Source organism: Streptomonospora litoralis, assembly GCF_004323735.1.
Classification (GTDB): Bacteria; Actinomycetota; Actinomycetes; order Streptosporangiales; family Streptosporangiaceae; genus Streptomonospora; species Streptomonospora litoralis.
The window spans coordinates 317,990-339,620 of record NZ_CP036455.1; the positions used below are offsets into that span (position 1 = coordinate 317,990).

The following is a 21,631-nucleotide window of genomic DNA, read 5'->3' on the forward strand; positions in this document are numbered from 1 at the left end:
TTCATCGCACGCTGCGGGAATCCGATGAGCCGTTCGATCGACGTCGACGCCTATGCCGAAGGGGTCCTGGCCGGGCACCGCCCGACGCTCGCCCGGGCCATCACACTTGTGGAGTCCCGCCGGGCCGACCACGCCGAACAGGCTCAGCGGCTCCTCGTGCGGTTGCTGCCGCATGCCGGCGACGCGCACCGCGTGGGCATCACCGGCGTGCCGGGAGTGGGCAAGTCGACGTTCATCGACAATCTGGGGACCAGGTTGACCGGGCGGGGCCACCGGGTCGCGGTCCTGGCGGTCGACCCCTCCTCCACGCGTACCGGCGGCAGCATCCTCGGCGACAAGACCCGTATGGGTCGGCTCTCGGTCGATCCCGCTGCGTTCGTCCGCCCCTCGCCGACGGCGGGCACGCTGGGCGGGGTCGCCCGGGCCACACGCGAAACCATGGTGCTGATGGAGGCGGCGGGCTTCGACGTCGTGCTGGTCGAAACCGTGGGCGTGGGCCAGTCGGAGGTCGCCGTCGCCAACATGGTCGACTGCTTCTGCTTCCTCACTCTGGCGCGAACCGGTGACCAGCTGCAGGGGATCAAGAAGGGCGTGCTGGAGCTGGTCGACCTGGTCGCGGTGAACAAGGCCGACGGTCCGCACGAGGCCGATGCCCGCAAGGCCGCGCGTGAGCTCTCCCGCGCGCTGCGGCTGCTCCAGCCGGTGCATCCGGCTTGGCGTCCGCCGGTGCTGACCTGCAGCGGAATCACCGGCGACGGCCTCGACGACTTCTGGCAGGCCATCCGCGACCACCGGAGTGCGCTGGAGGAGGCCGGCGAGTTCGGCGAGCGCCGCAGCCGCCAGCGGGTCGACTGGATGTGGGCGCAGGTGCGCGACCGGCTGATGGACAGCCTGCTGGCGCATCCCCGGGTACGCGAGGACACCCCCCGCCTGGAGGACGGGGTCCGCGCGGGCGAACTGACCGCCACGCTGGCGGCCGAGCGCATCCTCGCCGAGTTCACCGGCAGCGCGGCAGACGAGGAGGGTGGGGGCCTCCCGGAGGACAGCCGCACCGTCCGCCCCACCGGTGGAGGCGCCGTATCGGACGACGCGCGCGATTCATCACATCCTCCGCGGACCCCGTGATCACGGCGTTGGACGTGGAGTGTGAAACAGGACACGATGGCGCTTGGTCTGGATTGCCGTTTATGTGGAGAAAATACTTCCGCGACGGCATTCCCGCCGGGCGTCGGGGCTAATACCGTATGTGGTCACAGACTTACGGGAGCAGTGACCGGCCCTCAGTGGTTCCGCTCGTCGGCGCCGGCCGTGCAGGTGGCTCGTCCGCCGTGGCCGCCGCCGCAAGGGAACGCGGAAGGACCCCTACCGAAATCCGCTGTTTTCCGTAGGGTGGCAAGGGGACCCCTCATCGACGTGGGGCTGGGAGGAGTGAACGTGCACAGGCTTGGGCTGAGTACCCGGGTCGAGAACCACAGCGTGATCGTGAGCGTCGAGGGCGACCTCGACATCGCGACCGCCGACGACCTCCACGAGCATGTCCTGTCCGCGATCGACAAGCACGGGCCGTGGTTGATCCTCGACCTGACCGGGCTGGAGTTCATGGACTCCAGCGGTCTGAACGTCGTCATCAACGCCTACCGCTCCGTGAAGGAGCACGGCGGCAGCCTCGCTCTGGCCGCACCGAACGAGCGGGTGACCAAGGTCGTCCGCCTCGTCGGCCTGCACCGGCAGGTTCCGGTCCACAACTCCGTTTCGGCGGCGGTCAACGCCATGGAGCTGCTGGAGAGCAAGCAGCAGGCGGGCTGAGTCCTCCTCCAGCCCCATGGCCGCCATGTCGCGGTGGCCGCGGCGCCCGGCAGATCCGCGGGGCGCCGCGGCATACCGCGATCCGGACCAGCCGCTGCGCGCTCGGAGCATCCCGTGGATCTCGCGTGGAACCACAACGTCCACTACCACGACTATCTGCTGCGCCTCGTGCCCGACCACTGCGTGCGCGCGCTGGACGTCGGATGCGGGACGGGCCGCTTCGCCCGGCGCCTCACCGCGCGATGCGCCCGGGTCGAGGCCATCGACCCCGAGACCGCCATGATCGAGCAGGCGCGTGAGCGCACACCCCGGCGGCTGGGCGTCCACTACGCTCGGGCCGCGCTGGCCGACTACGGCATCGTCGCCGGCGCCTACGACTTCGTCTCGGCCGTCGCCAGCCTTCACCACATGCGCTTCGCCGAGCCGGTGCGCGCCCTGGCCCACGGCCTGGCGCCCGGCGGCGTGCTGGCGGTTCTCGGCCTCTACCGCGAGGCGACCCTGGCCGACTACGCGGCGAGCGCGGCTGCTCTGCCGCCGGAGTGGGCGATCGGCGCCGGACTGCGCGCCGCCCGCGCCGCCACCGGAGTCCGCAGTCCCTCCTCCGGCCTGCGCACGCCCGCCCCTCTGCGCGAACCGCAGATGAGCCTGCGCGAAATCCGCAAAGAGGCCGAGGACGTGCTGCCCGGCGCCCGGGTGCGGCGGCTGCTGTTCTGGCGCTACTCGCTGGTGTACGTGCGCCCGGTCACCGGCTGAAGCGGCGGGCGGGCGCGGCATCGGGCTGGGTAGGCTCGAAGCCATGGCCACACCCGAGTTCATCCTCGACCTGCGCAAGCACGTGGGACACGAGTTGCTCTTCCTCACCGGCGTCACGGCTGTGGTCATCGCGGAGACGGGGGAGATCCTGCTGCACCGGCGCGCGGAGGACGGCAGCTGGAGCACACCCGGCGGCATCCTGGAACCCGGCGAGCAGCCCGCCGCCGCGCTCGTGCGCGAGGTCGCCGAGGAGACCGGCGTCGACGTGGTCCCCGAGCGCATCGCCGGCGTGGTCACCGAACCCCCGTTCACCTACCGCAACGGCGACCGGGTGCAGTTTTTGGACGTCACCTTCCGCTGCCGCCCCGTGGGCGGGGAGCCGCGACCGGTCGACGAGGAGTCCCTGGAGGCCCGCTGGTTCGCCCCCGACCGCCTGCCGGCCATGAACGAGCGGATCATGCGCCGCATCGGCCGCGCCCGCGAGGAGGGGGCCGCCTATTTCGCGGAACCGTAGCGGCTGTGATGTCGGGGGAGGTCTTCGCACCGGCTGCGGGCTGCGAAGGAGCCCCTCGGGCGGCTTCAGCCGGGGAGCCCGCAGGCACCAGCGGCCTGAAACCGGCCGAGCGACGATTGCGGCCAGCAGGCCGGAGGCCCTCGGCGAGCAGATGCCCGCCGAGGGCCGTTCTTGCGGTGCCGATCGCGCCAAGGGATCGGAATCAGAACCGCGAACGTGGCCGGACTCGGCGATGTCGCCGGTCAGGTGCTCCGCGGCAGCTCCGCTCGGCTGGGCGCGGTGGTCGGAGCCAGGTTCAGCGCTGGTCGACCCCGACCGCGCCTGCCCCGCTGCCGCCACCGCACGTGGCGCTGGAAACGCCCTTCTGGTGGGGGGCGACAGACACCCAGGGGCCGTAGGCGTCCGGCCACCATCCGCAGATGACCACCGCGCGGAAGGTGCGGGTGGTGTTGCTGGGGTTGTGGCAGGTGGCGCTTCCGTAGTGTCCGTCGGTGTAGGTGTCGCAGTCCAGTACGTTGGCGGAGGCCGGGGAGGGAGCGAGCAAGGTCGCTCCCAGTGCGAGGACGAGGACGGCGCCCCAACGGCGCGTGACGCCGATCCGGCGTGAGTCAGTCATGTGCTCTCCAGAGCGTGAGCAGTGGTTATTACCGGTTGTTTATTCTCCACCACGAAGCGATGTTGGATGTGGAACCTGGCCGGATGCGGACTGAGCCGGATCCGAAGCCGACCGGCTCTGGGGCGTGAACTCCTCCGCGCCGACCGCATCGGTGCAGCTCAGGAGCGTGAAGGTGGGCGGTCGTCGGTGCAGCGGCTCCGGCATCTCATAGACCACCTGGTGGCCGGGTGGGCGACTCGGTGCGGGGAGGCGCGGCCCGGGGGCTCCCTGCCCTGGCGCCCGCCGTCGGCGCCGCGCGCCTGGTTCGTCGCTTGCCAGGCGGTTCCGGAGTAGATCGACGCCGGTCGGCGGCGCCTGGTCGCCGATGCGCGCCGCCCCCATTGCCGGCGGCCGTCGGCTCGGCTTGCGCCCCGGCCTTGGGGAATGCTGGAACCATGAGCGCCGCAGCGAACGAGGAGCCGGAGGACTCCGGCGCAGACGTCGAGCACCTGGCCGCGGTCCTGAAGCGCCGCCGCCGCGAACTCGCGGGCGGGCGGGCGACCATCGGCGGCTCCTCGGTGGTGCACGCCGTCGAGGAGACGATGTGGGTGGGCGTGCGCGTGCCCGTGGTGGTGTGCCGCGTCGCTGCCGACCCTCTGCGGTTGCGTCCGTCGAACGGACCGGTCACCTGCCGCCGCTGTCGAAAACGGGCCGACGGGCGCGACATCCGGGTGGGGCGGGGGCAGACCGAACTGGAGGTTTGAGGGCATGAACTGAGAAGTCCGGCTTTCGCCCCGCCCGGGAGTGCAACGGTGGGTCGCCGTGCTCTCGCACCGCCCCGTTTCCATCGGGGTGCTCTCGCGTCCCGACGGCCCCGACGACCCAACAGGGCTTCTCTGGCCCTGGTCAAAAGAAGTGCTGGGTTGGTCCGGCTCCAATGGGCGGCCGAGCCCGCGGTTGTCGGGCCGGGTGCCCGCCGGTAGCGCGCCTGACGGGGGCGACGGGCCGGGGCGGAGGCGGCAGCGCGCTCTTCGGGGGGAACGCGGCTGTGCTCGTCCAACGCGCGGAAATCACCAAATCCGCGCGCGCTCGGTGAGCGCCACCGGAGCCAGACCATCGCCAGCCCGGCAGATCGGACATATCGGCGCCGGGTCGCCGCCGCACGCGACCAGCACCCGTACTTCCCTCCGTCGCCCGCCGTCGGCGAGCACCCGGCGCGGTGACCGCAGGCGCAACTCACCGGCGTCCTCGCCGCCGCTTTCCTCTGAAGGCCACCCCGCACCCGGCAGACCAACAGGACCGCACAGCGGGCCGGCGTTCTTGAACGGGGCTTAGCCCCACAGGCGGCGCATGGTCCAGTCGCCGGTGGTGCCGTCGCAGGTGATGTCGGCGATGCTGAGCTCACCCTCGGGCGACTCCGCGGCCACGCGGACAAGCCGCACGTCGGTGGCGGTGGCCTGGACGCCCGGGCGCGCGGGCGCGTCCGGCGGGCCCCAGTTGCCGATGATGCGCCGGACGCGGTAGGTGCGGTCGCGCCAGGCGAAGAACGCCGGGTGGCCGCCGATGGTGGAGCTTACGTCGATCCGTTCGTTGTAGAGACTCACCCGGCCATCGTATCGAACAAGTGTTCGAATTTGCACGGGGGTATGCCGTGTCGCCGAGCCGACCTGCCGCTGGAGTGATGCGGCGACTCCGGCGGGCTCCCGCCCGGTGCGAGTTGCAACGCCGCGGTTCCGTACTGCTCGGGCCGCTCGGTCCGCGCATGCGCCCGCGTCTCCGATCAGCGCCGCGGTTTCAGGTCCGCCGGACGGCCGGTGAATTCTCCGTCCACCTTAGAGGTGCTGCTGTCCCGCCCGCGGGTGTGCGGTCTGGCGCGAGTGCGGTCGCGTGCGCGGCGAACGCCCGCTGTGCCGGGGTTTCGCCGCGGCGGCCGGTTCCCGGAAGGTGTAATCCTTCGGCGTGTCGCGCCCCGTGCCGTGCGTCGGCGACGGCGCCTGTTCGCTCGGGCGGCGAGCGACCGACCGATTGGTATGTCTATGCTGGAACCGGCTTCACGACGCGGCAGACCGGAAGACGGGAAGACGCATGCAGAACACGGACGGCCTACAGCGGTCGGAGACCGCACCCGATCGCAGCCTCGCGGTTCCCGACCGGCTGCTCTCGGTCGCGACGCGGCTCTTCGCCGAGCACGGCTTCGAACGGACCTCCGTGCAGGAGTTGGTCGCCGCGGCCGGGGTGACCAAGGGAGCCATGTACCACTACTTCACCTCCAAGGACGACCTGCTGTACGCGATCTACCAGCGTGTGCTGTCTATGCAGATGCAGCGGCTGAACGGCTTCGCCGCGGCGGAGGGCCCGGTGCGCGACCGGCTGCGCGAGGCGGCGGTCGACGTCGTACACACCACTGTGGACAACCTCGACGACACGCGGATCTTCTTCCGGTCGCTGCACATGCTCTCCGCGGACCGGCAGACCGCCGTACGCAAGGAGCGCCGCCAGTACCACGAGCGCTTCCGCGCGATGATCGAAGAGGGGCAGAGCCAGGGCGTGTTCCGCACCGACGTGCCGGCCGACATCGCCGTCACCCAGTACTTCGGCGCGGTCCACCACCTCAGCACCTGGTACCACGCCGACGGCGAACTCACCGGAACGCAGGTCGGCACCTATTTCGCCGACCTCTTCCTGGCCGGGCTGCGGCCCGAGGCGGCGGCCGGGTAGTACCCGTGCGGGTCGGCATACCGGCCTCCGCCGCGGGAACTCACAGGAACACGCGGCCCGCGCGGGTGCGGTCGCGGATGGCGGCCATGCGCCGGGTGCTCGCGGGGCGGCTGGAGAGCAGGTTGTACAGGAACAGGAAGGGCCCCCGGTCGGTGCGGGCGCGCTCGGCCATCTCGCTCATGTTCACCTGTGCGTAGAGGTGCTTCCCGCCGACGAGCAGGCGGATCGCATGAGCGCCCTCGGGGCAGTGCGCGTGCGCGTAGTTGTCGGCGGTGTACTCCCTCGCGCGGGAGAGGGAGGAGCCCAGCACCGGAACCAGCCGGCCCGCCGCCGTGCCGGTGCGCAGCCAGAAGGACGTGTGGCCGGCGGCGATATGACCGAGTTGGTGGGCGACGACGAAGCGCAGCGCGTCGGGGTCGCGCAACCGGCCGCCGATCTCGAACAGGTCGCTGGAGACCACGATGTAGCGGCGCGGGCCGTGGCTACCCGCCCAGGAACGCAGCCGCCCCCCGTCCTGACACACGTAGGCTTCGGGGGTGCATTCCAGGCCCATCTGCGCGCTCAGTCGGCGGATGGCGTGCTCCGCTTCGGGGAACTGCGTCGGGGATATCCGCACCGAGTGCGCGCGCTGGCGAGCTTGCAGCAGACCGCTTGCCGCCCAGCAGGTGCCCGGAACGCCCGCGAAGAGGATTCCGGCCCCCCATAGCGCGGCGCCCTCGGCGGTCGACAGCGTGTGGCCGGCTGCGGCGAGTACGACCGCGGTCACCAGCAGCGCGGCCGCGGTGAGAGGCCACTCCCAGGGATGGCGGCAGACCGGCGGGGGTTCGGTCGGCGGCCCGCCGCCGAGGCGGGGGACCGATCCCGCGGCGTGCGTGACGGGGCGAGTGGGAGCGCGGTGAGACGCAGCGGGCGCGGCCCGGAGCGCGCGAGGCTGCTGCCGGCGGGAGAGCGGTGCCGGGGTGCGCGTGCGCGCCGAACGCGGCGGCACCGCCCGCGTGGCCGTCCGCGGTGGTGGCATGCGGTGCTGACCGCCGTCGGAGGCCGCCTTCTGCGTCATGGTGCTGCCCTCCCCCGTACGCCGTGCCTGCTGCGACACGCGCCTGCACGCCAAGTTATCGCATATTACTTTCCGTATCGGATCGTGGTTGAAGCAATTTGAGCGTGTCCGCAGGAGCGGATCTTGCGGGTGGTCCGCTTCGTGGGGAATCGTGCGGCTGCTCGCGGCGGAACGGCTGCGCGTCCCGTCCGGCCGATGTGCGGGAGCACGGCGGTTCGGCGGCCGCCGTACTCCCGCACCCCGGCCCGCGGCCTATCGGGCCTCTTCGTAGTGCCGGAACTCCTGGGCGAGGAAATCGAGGAACGCGTCGACTTGGGCGGGGTCGTAACCGGGCCGGGCACGCGTGGTGGAGAACTGGACCCGGTCCACCTGGGCGGCGGTCAGCGGTGCGCGCTCGGAGTGGCCGTGCAGCAGCGCCTCCAGCGTGGTCTCTGCGCTGTCGAGGAACGCGTCGACCTCCTCCTCGTTGTAGCCCGTGGTGAGCCGGGTCGTGGAGAACTGCTGGTTGCGGATGTCCTCGGGGCGCAGTGCCGGCCGTCCGCCCCGTGCCGAGGGCGGCGGCTCGGACGGTGCGGGAGGCGGCCCCGTCGGCACCGGAGGCGGTCCCATCGGATTCGGAGGCGGAGGGGGAGGGCCGGGCGCCGCCTCGCCGGGATGGTGCCGCGGGTTGCGCGGGGCCTGCGGCGCTTGGAGCGGGCGGGCGGTCTCGGGCCACGCGGCCTCGGAGGGGCGGACAAGCCCGTGCGCCCGGAGATCGGCGGCGACCACGTCGAGGAAGTGGTCGACTTCCTCCTCGTCGTAACCCGGGCTCAGCCGCGTGGTCCGGAACTTGGCGCCCTCGACCTCCTCGGCGGTTATGGGCGGCCCGGAGCGCGGTCCCCCCTGGAGGCCCACGAGCGTGGCCTCGACCCGGTCGAGCAGGACGTCGACGTCGTCCTCGTTGTATCCGGCGCGCAGGCGCACCGTGTTGAACTGCTTGCTTCGGATGTCAGCCGGTGTCAGAGGCATGGGTACATTGTGCCGATTCCCGGGCGGTGCACGAGCAGGGCCCGCGGGACTTCGCCCAGGTCGGGCCCGCGGCGGCCGCGCGGTGGGGCGGGCGCGGCGCGCCGGAGCGCCCGTGGCGCGCCGCATACGGAGGAGAAGCAGGTCAAAGCGCTGTGTGCGCACCGGGTTGCGTCGGGGCCGCGGCCGCGGGCGGTCAGCCGGCGGCGGGAGGGCCGCCCTCCAGTTCGGTGCACAGCGCATCGACGGCGGCGTCCACCTGCCCGCGGTCGAACCCGCGCAGCGTCTTGGGCAGCGCGTCGCGCCCGCGGCGCAGTTCGGCGGCAGCGGTGCGGGCCGCCGCCGCGTCGGCGCTCCCGCTGCGCAGCGCACGTATCGCCGCGACGCCGGATTCGACGAGCTCCGCCGTGTCGCGGGAGTCGTAGCCGCGCAGGACGCGGTCGAAGGCGAACTCCGGCTCCGCCTGCTCGGCGCGCTGCGGCGCCGCGCCTTCCGTGCTCCGGGCCGCCGCGAGCCGCTCCAGCAGCCGCTCGCAGGCCGCGTGTACCTGGGTGCGGTCGTAACCGCGCAGCACGACGTCGAAGGAGGCCAGGCTGCGGGCCTCGTCGAGGGTGACCGCGTGCGGGGAGGCGGGTTCGGCGATGGTCCGCAGCACAGCCTCCAGCAGGGTCTCCACCTGGCTGCGGTCGTAGCCGCGCAGCACGACGTCGAACTCCAGCGGGGCGTCGGCGGCGTCCCGCGACGCCTCGGGTGTGGGGGATGAATCCGTCATCGCGCCAGTATCCTGCAGACCCCCTCAAGCAGGACACCGGGGTCCCTACCCGTCGTGCCCGCCCTGTTCGTCCCGCAGGAACCGGCTGATGCCCGCGGCGATGGATTCGGCGGCACTCTCCCGCCATTCGGGGTCCGTCAGCTTCGCGGCATCGGCGCTGTTGCGCATGTTGCCGGCCTCCAGGAAGACCTTGGGCACATCGGAGAGGTTGAGTCCGCCCAGGTCCGTGCGCAGGTCCAGACCGTCCTCGGCGATGTAGTCGGCCCGCGGGCGGCCGGTGCCCTCCTCGAACTCCGCGCGCAGGTCCACGGCCAGGCGGTGGGAGGGTTCCGCGATGTCGTCGGTGTAGCCGTCCAGTTCGCCGGGCGCGATGACATGGAAACCGCGGCCGCTGGGCGGACCGCCGTCGGCGTGGATGGAGATCGCGGCGTCGGCGCGGGCCTCGTTGCCGATCTCGGCGCGCTCGGTGATGCACGGCCCGACGCTCTCGTCGTCCTCGCGGGTGAGCACCACCTCGGCGCCCCGCTCCTCCAGGTGGCTGCGCAGCCGCTTGGCGACGTCCCAGTTGAACGCGTGCTCGGTGTAGCCGGTGTCGGTCTCCGCGCCCACCGTGTCGCACGCTTTTCGCCCGTGGCCCGCGTCCACGGATTCGCTGATGCGGTCGGGCGCATCGGCGTTGCCGCCGTTGTGGCCCGGGTCGACGACCACGGTGGCGCCTTCCAGCGGCCCGGCGGGTTCCGACGCGCCGGGTGTGCCGCCGGGTCCGTCGGCGGAGCCGCGGTTGTCGGCGGCCGTGGAGCCGGGGGAACCGGGTGGGGGAGCGGCCGACGGGGCGGGTGTGCTGCTCCCGGTGGCCGCCGCGCATCCGGAGAGGGCGAGGACGGCCGCCGCGGCGAACGGGGCGAATCGCGGCGTCGTCCCCGCTACGGCGGTTTTCATGCGCATGATGGCTCAGGGGGTCCTTGCGTCGGCGGTGGGGGCGGATCACCAACCTAGCCGCTCTGCGGAACTTTTGCCGCGGCTGACGCGTCATATCGTGAGTAGTGCGGTGATCCGATCCCGACCGCGCGCGGCCCGTCCGCGCCGGCCGGATCGCCCAGCCACACCGATGCCGAGGTGAAGTCAATGCGCAAGAGCAATCGCGCCGCCGCCGGGGCCGCGGCGTGGCAGGCCGTGCAGCACAGCAACCGGCCCGGCACGCCGGGGGTGGGGGAGCGCGTCGCCGCGCTTCCGCGCATGCTGGGGTCGCGCCTGCGCGGCCGTTACGACGGCCTCACCGTTCCGCGGCTGCTGATGTTCCTCCTGGCGGTCGCCTACGTCGCCTCTCCCATCGACCTGGTTCCCGAACTGTTCGTGCCGCTGCTGGGCCTGGCCGACGACGTCGGTGTCGCGGTCTGGCTCGCCACCAGCCTGATGGGCGAGACCGAGCGCTTCCTGCACTGGGAGCAGCGCGAGGGCCACGTGCAGGGCCGCGTCGTCGGCTGAGCGGCCGACCGCGGCCGTACCGCCCGCCCCGCCCTGCCGCGGAAGCCGATCGAGCGAGCCCGCTCCGCCGCGGAGCGGGCTCGCTCGTCTGCCGCCCGCCACCCCCGGGGTGCATGCCGCGCCGATCCGCGCCTTGATCGGCCCCTCTGACGTCCCAGAACGCCGCGTGCTCCGCACACGCTGTGAAATCGGGCGCTTTCCGGGTGTTGACGCGGTCGTGTGTTTCTCCGCAAACTAACCGCGACGCTCCGCCCGCACGCGTCGGCACCACTGCCCTCCCCCTCACCCGGAAAGGTCATCCGTCGAAACGGAATCGAAGCGGTTCGACGACTCCCCGCCGCCTCACCGGCGCCGTCGCGCGAGCGGGCCATCCCCCACCGCAAGGAGCCCCACGTGACCTCGGCATCCCGCCCCTCCCGCCGTCTCGCCTCTCCCCCGCGCACGCGCAGCGCGTTCACCCCCTTGCGGCCCTTCGACCGCCCGACCCTGCGCTCACCCCGCCCGGGGGCCGCAGCGGCGGCCGCTCTGATCGCAGCGGCGTCGCTGACCGGAACCGCCGCCACGGCCGATCCCGCCTCGGCCGATTGGAACGGCCAGTGGCAGCGCGCCAACGAGTGGCACAACGTGCAGATCGAGGGCGGCGGCTTCATCCCCGGCATCGTCTTCAACCAGTCCGAACCGGGCCTGGCTTACGCCCGCACCGACATCGGCGGCGCCTACCGCTGGGACGAGGCGCAGCAGAAGTGGAGCCCGCTGCTCGACTGGGTCGGCTGGGACGACTGGGGCTGGACCGGGGTGGCCGGACTGGCCACCGACCCGGTCGACCCCGACCGGGTCTACGCCGCCGTGGGCACCTACACCAACGACTGGGACCCGAACAACGGCGCCATCCTGCGCTCCGCCGACCGCGGCGAGACCTGGGAGGTGACCGAGTTGCCGTTCAAGCTGGGTGGGAACATGCCCGGCCGCGGCATCGAGCGGCTCTCCGTCGACCCCAACGACAACAGCGTGCTCTACCTGGGCGCCCCCAGCGGCCACGGGCTGTGGCGCAGCACCGACCACGGGCAGACGTGGTCGGAGGTGGCGTCCTTCCCCAACCCCGGCGACTACGCCATGGACCCGGACGACTCATCTGGCCTCAACAGCGACAACCAGGGAGTCGGCTGGATCGCCTTCGACCGGAGCAGCGCGTCCCGGGGCGAGCGCACCCAAGACATCTACGTCGGCGTGATGGACAAGCAGAACACCGTCTACCGCAGCACCGACGGCGGACAGAGTTGGGAGCGCATCCCCGGCCAGCCCGAGGGCCACCTGGCCATCGAGGGCGTGTTCGACCACGAGAACGGCCGGCTCTACATCTCCACCAGCGACACCGGCGGCCCCTACAGCGGCGGCAGCGGCGACGTGTGGAAGTTCGACACCGCGACCGGCGAGTGGACGAACATCAGCCCGGTTCCGTCCGACTCGGCCGACAACCACTTCGGCTACGGCGGGCTGACCATCGACCGGCAGAACCCCGGCACCCTGATGGTCAGCACGCAGATCTCCTGGTGGCCCGACATCCAGATCTACCGGACCACGGACGGCGGCGAGAACTGGACGCAAGCGTGGCGCTACGGCGCCTACCCCGAGCGGATCAACCGCTACGAGATGGACATCTCCGACTCCCCGTGGCTGACCTTCGGCAACGATCCGCAGCCTCCCGTCACCTCGCCCAAGCTCGGCTGGATGACCCAGGCGATGGAGATCGACCCGTTCGACTCCGACCGGCTGATGTACGGCACCGGCGCCACCCTCTACGGCACGCGGGACCTGACCGACTGGGACTCCGACGAGACGGTCACCATCGAGCCGATGGCCCGCGGTATCGAGGAGACCGCCGTCAACGACCTCGCCGCACCGCCCGGCGACACCCCGCTGGTCTCGGCGCTGGGCGACATCGGCGGATTCCGCCACGAGGACCTGTCCGAGGTCCCCGACCTGATGCATACCGGCCCCTTCCACGGCACGGTCACTTCGCTGGACTTCGCCGAGTCGGCGGCGCAGCGGTTCGTGCGGGTGGGCCGCAACGACGACGACGCATCCGTCTCCCACATCGCCGTGTCCTCCGACGGAGGCGCCTCTTGGCGGCCCGGCGAGGAGCCCTCCGGCGTTACGGGAGCGGGCACCGTGGCCATGGCGGCCGACGGTTCGGCGATCGTGTGGAGCACCGAGGGGGCAGGAGTGCAGGTCTCCACCGACTCCGCGGCCTCCTGGTCGGCGTCCTCGGGCGTTCCCGCGGGCGCGCGCGTACAGGCCGACCGCGCCGACCCGGACGTCTTCTACGCCCATGCCGACGGGGCCTTCTACGTCAGCACCGACGGCGGGGCGACCTTCCAGGAGTCCGCCGCCCGAGGGCTGCCGCAGAGCAGCGTCCGTTTCGCCGCCGTCCCCGGCCGTGCGGGCGACGTCTGGCTGGCCGGGGGCAGCGAGGGCGGCGCCTACGGACTGTGGCACTCGACCGACTCCGGCGCCACCTTCGAGCGCGTCGCCGACGTGGACCAGGCCGACACCGTCGGGTTCGGCAAGGCCAAGCCCGGCTCGGACTACCCGGCGATCTACACGAGCGCCGAGATCAACGGCACGCGCGGGATCTTCCGGTCCGACGACGGCGGGTCGAGCTGGATCCGCGTCAACGACGACCAGCACCAATGGGGCTGGACCGGAGCCGCCATCACCGGCGACCCCGATGTCTACGGGCGGGTCTACGTGTCCACCAACGGCCGCGGCATCGTCTACGGCGACGTCCAGCCCTACTGGCGGCGCTGACAGCCGACAGCAAACCGGCGGCGGGCGGCGGGCCTTCCCGCTCGCGCGCCCCGCCGCCGGTCCGCCGGCCCGTTGGGCACGGGCCAAGCCCCCGCCGTCCTCGGCGCCGCTTTAGACCACCGATCCACCCGGTAGACAACAAGGCCGCACAGCAGACCGGCGTTCTCAACCACGACCTAGGAGGCCCCTTCGTCGGCCGCGGCGACACCGTCAACCTGCCGCGGGGGGAGCGGCAGCCGCCCGCTCTCCAGGGCGTCGACCATCGCCACCGCTCCGCCCCGCGCAGCCGCGCTCAAGCCCAGGGACGAGGTCTCGACGAAGCAGCCCCCCGCGTCCGGCGCGAAGGCCAGCTCGCGTACCCCCGAGCGGCAGGAGGGCAGCAGCCACGGCGCCAGCGGTACGAAATAGCCGCCGAGCACCACCGCGGCCGGGTTGACCAGGTTGACCAGCATCGCCGCACCCCGCCCCAGCCAGGTGCCCGCCGTGTGCAGAGCCTCGACGGCGGTGGGCTCCTCTGCGGCGGCGCGGTCGACGGCGGTCTCCACCAGGTCGGCGAGGTCGGCGCGGGTAAGCGCGCCCGCGGGGAAGCGGTCGGGCAGGGCCGCCCGCAGGATCGACTCGATTCCGGCCAGCGCCTCCAGGCAGCCGCGGCGACCGCAACCGCAGGCGGGGCCGTCCTCGACCATGCGCACGTGGCCGATCTCGCCGGCGAATCCGGCCGAACCGCGCAGCAGTTCGCCGTTCATCAGCAGGCCCGCGCCGATTCCCACTTCGCCGGTGATGTAGACGAGGTCGCCGGTGCGGGCCAGGTGGCCGCCGCGGTACTCGGCCACCGCGCCGAGGTTGGCGTCGTTGTCGACGAGGACCGGGATCGGTGACGGTGCCGCGTCGTGCAGCAGTTCCTCCAGCAGACTGCGCAGGGGGGTCCCGCGCCAGGCGAGGTTGGGTGCTCGCGTGACGATCCCGCCGGGGGAGTCGACGAGCCCCGGCACCGCCACGCTCAGTCCGATGACGCTGCGGTGGCTCAGGGCGGGGTCGGCCACGACCGCCCGCACGGCGTCCGCGATGCGGTGCGCGCACGCGTCGGCACCGGCGGAGCGCGCGTCGAAGGCGATGTGCCTGGTGAGCAGGTCGCGCTCCAGCAGGTCCACGGCGACCACCGACAGGTAGTCGACGTTGACCTCGATCCCGATCGCGGCGATGGTGAGGCCGTCCAGCGCGAGCATCACGCCCGGCCGCCCTACGCGGCGCTCGGCGGACTCTCCGGTCTCGCACAGCAGACCGCGCGCGATGAGGTCGGCGACGAGGCTGGAGACGGTGGTCTTGTTCAGCCCCGTGGCGGCGGCCACGGCGGCGCGGGAGCAGGGAGCCAGCGTGCGCACGGCCCGCAGCACCGTACCCAGGTTGGCTTCGCGGACGTCGTGGAAGCCGGTGGGGCCGACGCGCATGTCCCGCATGTCGCCTCCCTCCCGGCGTCCACGGGCCCGCGGGCCGGGCGCGATCCGTGCCTGGTGCGGCGGCTCGGATCGGTGGCCGCCGGTTCATCCGCGAACATACCGACACCTTCCGCTCTGCGGCAAAGCTGCCCACCCCGCACAGCAGGGAAGACGCGGGCGTTTCGCGGACCGGCCCCCCGGGGGTGGGCTTTCCGGGGCCTGGGAGCGGAGTGGCGGCTGTCAGGTAGTTCCCGGTGGGTGCCTCGCCGGCGGTTCCCGGCATGCGGAAGGGCGGGCCGCGGCGCGGCCCGCCCTCACTGATCGAGGAACCGTGCGCTCCCCGGTCGATCCCCCCGGATACGGCACAAGCCGGGGGAGATCACTCCGTGCGCTGGCTGGGGATACCGCCCAGCAGAGCGCGGACCTCGGTCTCGCGGTAGCGGCGGTGGCCACCCAGGGTCCGAATCGAGGTCAGCTTGCCCGCCTTAGCCCAGCGTGTGACGGTCTTGGGGTCCACGCGGAACATGGTGGCGACCTCGGCAGGGGTCAACAGGGGCTCCGCCTCGGGCGTGCGAGTCGACATGTGTACGGCCTCTCCTCCTGGATCTGTGTGCCGATCCTGAGCCTTATCCTGGCACTTGGCCCGGATGTCCAATATTGCCCTCGTAGGTCTATATTGGCATCACCCGAGGTGATTACGCGACCACTTACCGCGACTTTGTCGGATGGGAGGTCGCAAAGCCGCCCATGGGTCGCGTCACGCTGAGTGATTCTAGCGACACGTTTAGTGGCATGTGGCGTATTCGGTCAAAACTTCGTTCTCCGGCCCTGTTTTTCTCGATCCGGTGAACCGGAAGTGCTACAGACGGTCGGCCTGAAACCCGTTCGCCGGTCTGCTGCGGGAACCGTCACTCAAGTCCTGGCCAGGTCTTTCACGGCTGCGGGCGGCGCGGACGAGGTACGTGTCTTGTCTCATCGACGGCTCTCCTGTGTCACGTGCATCCTCGGCGTGGCCCGGCTTCCCGGTTACGCAGAGTGCGTTCGGTGACCGTCTCGACACAGTCTATGTCGATCTCTATGGACTGGTATGCCCATTTTCGACAAAGTTGATGCCAACTGTGACGCTCGTCCGGACATATCCGCCTGTCAGAACGCGTTAGAACGACCGCGCTGAGTGAGAAACCTGGCCGCCAGGTTGGCGGTCGGCGTGGCGGACGAGCGCGGACAGCACGCGGCCGCCCCGCGGCGGGGTGGTGAAACCGTGACCCTCAGTTGGCGTGTTCGAGAGCCTGGATCTCTTTCCAGCGGCGGGTCACCCGCTGGTACATGGCGGTCGCCAACTCCTCCTGGCCGGTCTCCAGACCGGTGAGCGCGGCCGACACCTCAGCCACCGAGTGGTCCTCGCGCAGCCGCCCGTCGTCGAGCAGGTCCACCAGACCGGCGTAGTCGAGCTCCAGCAGGGCGCGGGGGTGGGCCACCCCGGCCAGCCAGTCGTCCAGGCGCTCGGCCGACGACAGCGCCTCGCTCTCGCCCACGTGCTCCCGCAGCAGGCCCACAGCGCGCTCCAGGCGGCGGCGCGCCTCGGCCATCGGCGCGACGTACAGCAGCGTCCGCGGCGGGGCTTCCCGGCCCTCGCTCGGGTGGCGCAGCCGACCGCCGGCCGGGGCCTCCTGCCCGGAGGCGTGTGCCGGCTCCTCCTCGTCGCCCAGGACGAGGCAGCGCTCCTCGGCGTCGAAGGGCGCGAACCAGGCCAGCGGAACGGTCCAGGTGCTCGTCAGGATCTGCGTGCGCATCGGCTCGCCGCGCTCGCGCCAGGTCTCGAAGCGCGCTTCGGCCGCGGTCGCGACCGTCTCCGGCAGGAAAGCGGGACTCAACCGCGCAGGGGTTTCGGCGCGAAAGTCGCGCAGCCCGAGCCATGACCGCAACCGGGTCTGCCAGGGGCAGACGTAGACCTCGCCGCCCTGGCGGCGCACGTAGGCGTCGCCGCTCTCGCGTTCGGGGACGGGAATGGGCGGGGTGGCCATCAGGCGGCGCAGGCTTTCGGCGTGCTCGGCCGACACCGCGTCGCGTCGCCGGGGCCGCCGCGACGACGCGGCGTAAGCCCTCCAGTAGGCCTTTTCGCGGTTGGAGAACGCGACGAGCGGCTGGTAGACGCGTAGATAGGCGGTGTACGGCAGCACGCACGCATCGTGGCACAGATCCCGGTCGGCGGCACGCGAGTGCCCGGTGCCGGCGGCCGTCGGCACCGGATCGGGTAATCGCCTCCGATCGAACCCCGCGGACGCCGGGAAGGCCGTTCCCGAGGACGGTGCCGCCCCGCTGACCGCCCGCCGGAGCGGCGCGAGCGGCGGCGGCACCGCCGGTGCCGGTCTTCCACCGCCGTCCGCCGAGGTGGCGCACCGCGGCGCGCGGTCCCACCCGCTCCGCCCGCCTCATCAGGCGGCTGTTAGCCGCGGGCGGCGTAGGCAGGTCGGGTCCAAACCGGGTACGGTTGTATCCGTACGTAAGCTGGCGCCTGTCGTCAGTGCGGTGACGGCCGTCAGCCCGGCATTGCGGTTTTGCTAGTGATCTGGGGTTTGTCCGAACCCAATCGTTGAGGGGGTCGAGCCATGGGGCGCGGCCGAGCCAAGGCCAAGCAGCAGAAGGTCGCTCGGAGGCTGAAGTACAACTCCGGCCATACCGACCTCGATCAGCTGCGGTCAGAGCTGGGTGTCGCTGAGGATGACGGTACTGCGGCGGATTCTCCGGAGCAGCCGGCAGACCCTTACGACGACCTGGTCGACCGTTATGCGGATCTCGCAGACGAGTACCAGAGCGGCGACGAACCGGCGGAGGAGAGCACGTCCGATCGCTCGGACAGCCTTCGCTGATCCGCCGTTCCGGTGCGCGGGCAGCCCGCGCCGTCTGCGTGACCGGGTCGGGGACGCCCGCTGCTGTGCCGAATCCATCCGATCGCTGCCACCCCCGCGTGGGTGGTGCCCACCGCCGCAGAGCATGCGGTGAGACCCGGGCCCCGCTGCGCGATCCGTCGCCGATTCCGCGCAGCAGGGGTGCGCGACTCCGCCGCCCGGCGGTCCGTGGAACAGGAGCCGGTGGGAACCCGCGAGGGAGTACCGCTTTCGAGTGGGGCTGCCGCCGGAGGCGACCCACGTAGTCGCGGGGAGGCGGCCCGACGCACGAGTCGGGACAACCGAACATCCACAGCCGGTTCGCGCCGCTTCGGTGGCGCGAACCGGCTGTTTTCGCGCCCGTGCGCCGCCGCGGCCTCAGGCATGGGCCCCTTCCAGGAGCGCTTGGCCGGTTCCGGATGTGATCGATCCCGCGTTCCAGGCGGCCACCCCGCGCTCGGCGAGCAGCGTGAGTGCCGGCTGCACGGAATCGGACGGCACGATCGCCGCCATGCCGACACCCATGTTGAACGTGGCCTCCATGTCCGCCTGCGCCACCGAGCCGCGCTCGGCGACGAAGGAGAACACCGGCTGCGGCGTCCACGTCGCCCGGTCGACGACGGCGTCGAGCCCCTCGGGCAGCGACCGGGCCAGGTTGGCCGCCAGCCCGCCGCCGGTGATGTGGGCGAAGGCGTGCACCTCGGTGCCGCGGGCGAGGGCGAGGCAGTCGGCGGCGTAGACCCGCGTGGGCGTGAGGAGAGCTTCGCCGAGGGCGGTGCCGAGCTCGGGCACGTGGGCGTCGAGCCGCAGGCCGGACTCGTCGACGACCCGGCGCACCAGCGAGTACCCGTTGGAGTGCAGACCCGAGGAGGCCATCGCGATCACCCGGTCGCCCTCGGACACCCGCTGCGGCCCCAGGAGGGCGTCCTCCTCGACGATGCCGGTGCCGGCTCCGGCCAGGTCGTACTCGTCGGGTGCCATGACGCCGGGATGCTCCGCAGTCTCGCCGCCGATGAGCGCGCATCCGGCCTGGCGGCAGCCTTCGGCGATACCCGCCACCAGGTCGGCGATCCGCTCGGGCACGACCTTGCCGCAGGCGATGTAGTCGGTCATGAACAGCGGCTCGGCGCCGCAGACGACGAGGTCGTCGACCACCATGCCGACCAGGTCCAGACCGATGGTGTCGTGGCGGTCGCAGCGCTGGGCGATGAGCGCCTTCGTCCCGACACCGTCGGTGGAGGTGGCCAGCAGCGGCGACCGGTACTCGGCCGTGTTCAGCCGGAACAGCCCGGCGAAGCCGCTGGGGTCGGCGACCTGCTCCGGACGGCGGGTGCGCGCGACGTGCTCCTTCATCATCGCCACGGCGCGGTCGCCGGCGGCGATGTCGACACCGGCGGCGGCGTAGGCCGGTGTGGTGTTGGCAGCCTCTGCCACGCGATACCTCTCAGCTGTTCGCAGTCGGATGGGCCCGGACGCGCTCGCGGCAGTCGGACCGGTACTTCGCGGGTGCCGCGGCCGCGGTGCGGCGGGAAGGCGGCTCAGCGCTGCGCGCGTCCCGCCAGAGGCCGCTCGGTGGCGTTGCCGCCGGAGGTCTCCAGCAGGTACTTGCCGCGCGAATCCTCGTCGACCTCGATGGGGTAGACACCGTCGAAGCAGGCGCGGCACAGCCGGTTCTTCGGCACCTCCGTGGCCTCGACCAGCTCGTCCAGGTCGATGAAGGCCAGCGAGTCCGCGCCGATCGAGGCGCGGATCTCCTCGGTGGTGAGGTTGCCCGCCGCCAGTTCCGCCTTGGTGGCGAAGTCCACGCCGTAGTAGCAGGGCCACATGACCGGCGGGCTGGAGATGCGGACGTGCACCTCGGCGGCACCGGCCTCGCGGAGCATGCGCACCAGCGCCCGCTGGGTGTTGCCGCGCACGATGGAGTCGTCGACGACGACCAGCCGGCGCCCCGCGATGACCTCGCGCAGCGGGTTCAGCTTGAGCCGGATGCCCAGCTGGCGCAGAGTCTGGCTGGGCTGGATGAACGTGCGGCCCACGTAGGAGTTCTTCACCAGGCCCTGGGCGAAGGGGATGCCGCTGCCGTCGGCGTAGCCGACCGCGGCCGGCGTGCCGGACTCGGGTACCGGGATCACCAGGTCGGCGTCGGCGGGGTGCTGCTTGGCAAGGCGGCGGCCGACCTCGGCGCGGCTGGAGTTGACGTTGCGCCCGGCGATGGTGGTGTCGGGCCGGGCGAGGTAGACGTACTCGAACAGGCAGCCCTTGGGCTCGGCGGGCGCGAAGCGCATCGAGCGGACCCCGCGCTCGTCGACCGTGATCAGCTCGCCGGGCTCGATCTCGCGCTCGTAGGTGGCGCCGACGATGTCCAGCGCCGCGGTCTCACTGGCGACCGCCCAGCCGTTCTCCAGCCGGCCCAGCACGAACGGCCGGATGCCCTGGGGGTCGCGGGCGGCGTACAGCGTGGTCTCGTCCATGAAGGCGAGCGAGTAGGCGCCCCGCACCTTCGGCAGCAGCTCCATGGCCGCTTCCTCGGTGCTGCGGTCGGGGTTGTCGGCGAGCAGCCCGGTGAGGACCTCGGTGTCGGTGGTGGCCCCCCGGCGCTCGTCGGGCAGCATGCGGGCGAGTTCGGGAGTGTTGATCAGATTCCCGTTGTGCCCCAGCGCCAGGCCGCCCTCGCGCGCGCTGTAGAACGTCGGCTGTGCGTTCTCCCATACCGGCGAGCCGGTGGTGGAGTAGCGGCAGTGGCCGATGGCCAGATGCCCCTGCAGGGAGTCGAGGGTCGCCTCGTTGAAGACCTGGGAGACCAGTCCCATGTCCTTGTAGACGAGGATGCGCTCGCCGTCGCTGAGCGCGATTCCCGCGGACTCCTGTCCGCGGTGCTGCAATGCGTAGAGGCCGAAATAGGTGAGCTTGCTGACTTCTTCGCCGGGAGCCCAGACCCCGAAGACCCCGCAAGCGTCCTGAGGTGCGCGCTCCTGCGGGTCGAGGTCCGTGGTGAGCCGGCCGTCGGGTTGCGCCACGCTCCTCAGCTTAGTCGCTGTTCATCGGGGCCGTGTCCACCGGGCCGCGCGGGAGGCCACAACGGGAGCAGGCGGGAGAGGTCGGCGCGGGTGCCGCCGGCGGCGACGGAGCCCGCCGCGAGGGCGTCCTCCCAGGTCGTCGTGCCCACGGCGAGGGCGAGCCACGTCAGCGGGTCGGTCTCGACGACTCCGGGCGGCGTGCCGCGGGTGTGGCGCGGTCCCTCGACCACCTGCACCGCTCCGTGCGGCGGGACCCGCACCTCCAGGCTGTGTCCGGGGGCGCGCTCGGCGAGCTCGGCCAGCGTGCCGCGCACAGCCGCCTTGACGGCGGAGCGCTTGGGTGCGGCGCCCGCGTCACCGGCGCGCAGCACGGCCTCGGCGCAGGCGCCGAGCACCGGCGAGGGGCGGTCGGGGCCGGTGTAGGGCGGCTCGTCCAGCGCGGCGAGCTGGGCGTCGAGCGCCGTACGCAGGGCGGCGTGGCGGCGCTGCGCGGCAGTGGGCTTGGCGGGCATGCCTTCGAGCATAGACAGGCGCGCCCCTCCGAGTGCGCCTGGAACGCAGCCCGCTTCACCGCGTGCCGCGGCGCGTCGGTCGGCTCCGATCGGGGGCAATGCGTGCGAAAGCTTGCCGAATCCCCACGACCCGGGGAAACTGTCGGTCGGGGGAAAACATGTCGACCGGGACATGAACACATCGTTCTCCAGCGGTGACGCCAGGCGCGTCGCGGCAGGTGTGCGGCGTGTTCTACTGTGATTCGCGTCCCGTTCGCGAAGTTCT

General features: G+C 72.0%; 21 protein-coding genes. 9 read left to right on the forward strand and 12 right to left on the reverse strand.

All coding sequences use genetic code 11. The features are described 5' to 3' along the window. Nucleotides 1–24: 24 nt before the first annotated feature. The 4 genes from meaB to EKD16_RS01475 all read left to right on the forward strand — a co-directional run bounded on the left by meaB (nucleotide 25) and on the right by EKD16_RS01475 (nucleotide 3,073). Entirely contained in the window at nucleotides 25–1,125 is a 1,101-nt protein-coding gene (meaB, locus tag EKD16_RS01460) for a methylmalonyl Co-A mutase-associated GTPase MeaB (RefSeq protein WP_131096715.1), read from the forward strand. 309 nt (nucleotides 1,126–1,434) lie between these two features. Next, nucleotides 1,435–1,806: an STAS domain-containing protein gene (locus tag EKD16_RS01465; protein WP_131096716.1), complete on the forward strand. Its 372-nt coding sequence runs from the start codon at nucleotides 1,435–1,437 to the stop codon at nucleotides 1,804–1,806. A 114-nt stretch (nucleotides 1,807–1,920) separates the two neighbouring features. Continuing rightward, nucleotides 1,921–2,559 (forward strand): class I SAM-dependent methyltransferase, encoded by a 639-nt coding sequence (locus tag EKD16_RS01470; RefSeq protein ID WP_131096717.1) that lies wholly within the window; start codon nucleotides 1,921–1,923, stop codon nucleotides 2,557–2,559. 43 nt (nucleotides 2,560–2,602) lie between these two features. Then, the gene (locus EKD16_RS01475) at nucleotides 2,603–3,073 is read left to right on the forward strand and encodes an NUDIX hydrolase (RefSeq protein ID WP_131096718.1); all 471 of its coding nucleotides are present in this window, start codon (nucleotides 2,603–2,605) and stop codon (nucleotides 3,071–3,073) included. 295 nt (nucleotides 3,074–3,368) lie between these two features. On the opposite strand, the gene EKD16_RS01480 is transcribed toward EKD16_RS01475, so the two are convergent. Continuing rightward, nucleotides 3,369–3,689 carry a hypothetical protein gene (locus EKD16_RS01480; RefSeq protein ID WP_131096719.1) on the reverse strand — a complete coding sequence of 107 codons (321 nt, stop codon included), beginning with the start codon at nucleotides 3,687–3,689 and terminating at the stop codon, nucleotides 3,369–3,371. Between the two features lie 434 nt (nucleotides 3,690–4,123). Between EKD16_RS01480 and EKD16_RS01485 the strand changes: the two genes are divergently transcribed. Then, the gene (locus tag EKD16_RS01485) at nucleotides 4,124–4,432 is read left to right on the forward strand and encodes a hypothetical protein (RefSeq protein WP_131096720.1); all 309 of its coding nucleotides are present in this window, start codon (nucleotides 4,124–4,126) and stop codon (nucleotides 4,430–4,432) included. A 567-nt stretch (nucleotides 4,433–4,999) separates the two neighbouring features. Here EKD16_RS01485 and EKD16_RS01490 read toward each other — a convergent pair. Continuing rightward, nucleotides 5,000–5,272 (reverse strand): DUF6504 family protein, encoded by a 273-nt coding sequence (locus EKD16_RS01490; protein WP_131096721.1) that lies wholly within the window; start codon nucleotides 5,270–5,272, stop codon nucleotides 5,000–5,002. Nucleotides 5,273–5,753: 481 nt separating this feature from the next. Between EKD16_RS01490 and EKD16_RS01495 the strand changes: the two genes are divergently transcribed. Then, a complete protein-coding gene (locus EKD16_RS01495; protein WP_131096722.1) occupies nucleotides 5,754–6,386 on the forward strand; it encodes a TetR/AcrR family transcriptional regulator in 633 nt (210 codons plus the stop codon). A gap of 40 nt (nucleotides 6,387–6,426) precedes the next feature. On the opposite strand, the gene EKD16_RS01500 is transcribed toward EKD16_RS01495, so the two are convergent. From EKD16_RS01500 to EKD16_RS01515, 4 genes are all read right to left on the reverse strand, one after another. Further along, nucleotides 6,427–7,443, reverse strand: coding sequence for a M48 family metallopeptidase (locus tag EKD16_RS01500; protein WP_242677191.1), 1,017 nt, complete (start codon nucleotides 7,441–7,443; stop codon nucleotides 6,427–6,429). A gap of 252 nt (nucleotides 7,444–7,695) precedes the next feature. Continuing rightward, the gene (locus EKD16_RS01505; RefSeq protein WP_131096723.1) at nucleotides 7,696–8,451 is read right to left on the reverse strand and encodes a DivIVA domain-containing protein; all 756 of its coding nucleotides are present in this window, start codon (nucleotides 8,449–8,451) and stop codon (nucleotides 7,696–7,698) included. Between the two features lie 193 nt (nucleotides 8,452–8,644). Then, on the reverse strand, nucleotides 8,645–9,220 hold the full coding sequence (locus EKD16_RS01510; protein WP_131096724.1) for a hypothetical protein: 576 nt from the start codon (nucleotides 9,218–9,220) through the stop codon (nucleotides 8,645–8,647). A 45-nt stretch (nucleotides 9,221–9,265) separates the two neighbouring features. Continuing rightward, nucleotides 9,266–10,165, reverse strand: a complete 900-nt coding sequence (locus tag EKD16_RS01515; RefSeq protein WP_131096725.1) for an N-acetylmuramoyl-L-alanine amidase — start codon at nucleotides 10,163–10,165, stop codon at nucleotides 9,266–9,268. A gap of 180 nt (nucleotides 10,166–10,345) precedes the next feature. Between EKD16_RS01515 and EKD16_RS01520 the strand changes: the two genes are divergently transcribed. Both EKD16_RS01520 and EKD16_RS01525 read left to right on the forward strand, forming a co-directional pair. After that, a complete protein-coding gene (locus EKD16_RS01520) occupies nucleotides 10,346–10,705 on the forward strand; it encodes a YkvA family protein (RefSeq protein WP_131096726.1) in 360 nt (119 codons plus the stop codon). A gap of 486 nt (nucleotides 10,706–11,191) precedes the next feature. Next, nucleotides 11,192–13,513: a xyloglucanase gene (locus EKD16_RS01525; protein ID WP_394347334.1), complete on the forward strand. Its 2,322-nt coding sequence runs from the start codon at nucleotides 11,192–11,194 to the stop codon at nucleotides 13,511–13,513. Between the two features lie 176 nt (nucleotides 13,514–13,689). Here the strand turns inward: EKD16_RS01525 and EKD16_RS01530 are convergent, their stop codons facing one another. From EKD16_RS01530 to EKD16_RS01540, 3 genes are all read right to left on the reverse strand, one after another. Next, nucleotides 13,690–14,970, reverse strand: a complete 1,281-nt coding sequence (locus tag EKD16_RS01530) for an ROK family transcriptional regulator (RefSeq protein ID WP_131096728.1) — start codon at nucleotides 14,968–14,970, stop codon at nucleotides 13,690–13,692. A 358-nt stretch (nucleotides 14,971–15,328) separates the two neighbouring features. Further along, nucleotides 15,329–15,532, reverse strand: a complete 204-nt coding sequence (bldC, locus tag EKD16_RS01535; RefSeq protein WP_131096729.1) for a developmental transcriptional regulator BldC — start codon at nucleotides 15,530–15,532, stop codon at nucleotides 15,329–15,331. Between the two features lie 685 nt (nucleotides 15,533–16,217). Beyond that, nucleotides 16,218–17,129, reverse strand: coding sequence for a hypothetical protein (locus tag EKD16_RS01540; RefSeq protein WP_131096730.1), 912 nt, complete (start codon nucleotides 17,127–17,129; stop codon nucleotides 16,218–16,220). A 429-nt stretch (nucleotides 17,130–17,558) separates the two neighbouring features. On the opposite strand from EKD16_RS01540, the gene EKD16_RS01545 reads away from it, so the two are divergent. Next, on the forward strand, nucleotides 17,559–17,819 hold the full coding sequence (locus tag EKD16_RS01545; RefSeq protein ID WP_131096731.1) for a DUF3073 domain-containing protein: 261 nt from the start codon (nucleotides 17,559–17,561) through the stop codon (nucleotides 17,817–17,819). A gap of 396 nt (nucleotides 17,820–18,215) precedes the next feature. Here EKD16_RS01545 and purM read toward each other — a convergent pair whose 3' ends face one another. From purM to EKD16_RS01560, 3 genes are all read right to left on the reverse strand, one after another. Next, nucleotides 18,216–19,271: a phosphoribosylformylglycinamidine cyclo-ligase gene (gene purM, locus EKD16_RS01550; RefSeq protein WP_131096732.1), complete on the reverse strand. Its 1,056-nt coding sequence runs from the start codon at nucleotides 19,269–19,271 to the stop codon at nucleotides 18,216–18,218. Nucleotides 19,272–19,375: 104 nt separating this feature from the next. Further along, nucleotides 19,376–20,854, reverse strand: a complete 1,479-nt coding sequence (gene purF / locus EKD16_RS01555) for an amidophosphoribosyltransferase (protein WP_131096733.1) — start codon at nucleotides 20,852–20,854, stop codon at nucleotides 19,376–19,378. A 5-nt stretch (nucleotides 20,855–20,859) separates the two neighbouring features. Beyond that, nucleotides 20,860–21,366, reverse strand: coding sequence for a sterol carrier family protein (locus EKD16_RS01560; RefSeq protein WP_131096734.1), 507 nt, complete (start codon nucleotides 21,364–21,366; stop codon nucleotides 20,860–20,862). Nucleotides 21,367–21,631: the final 265 nt, after the last annotated feature.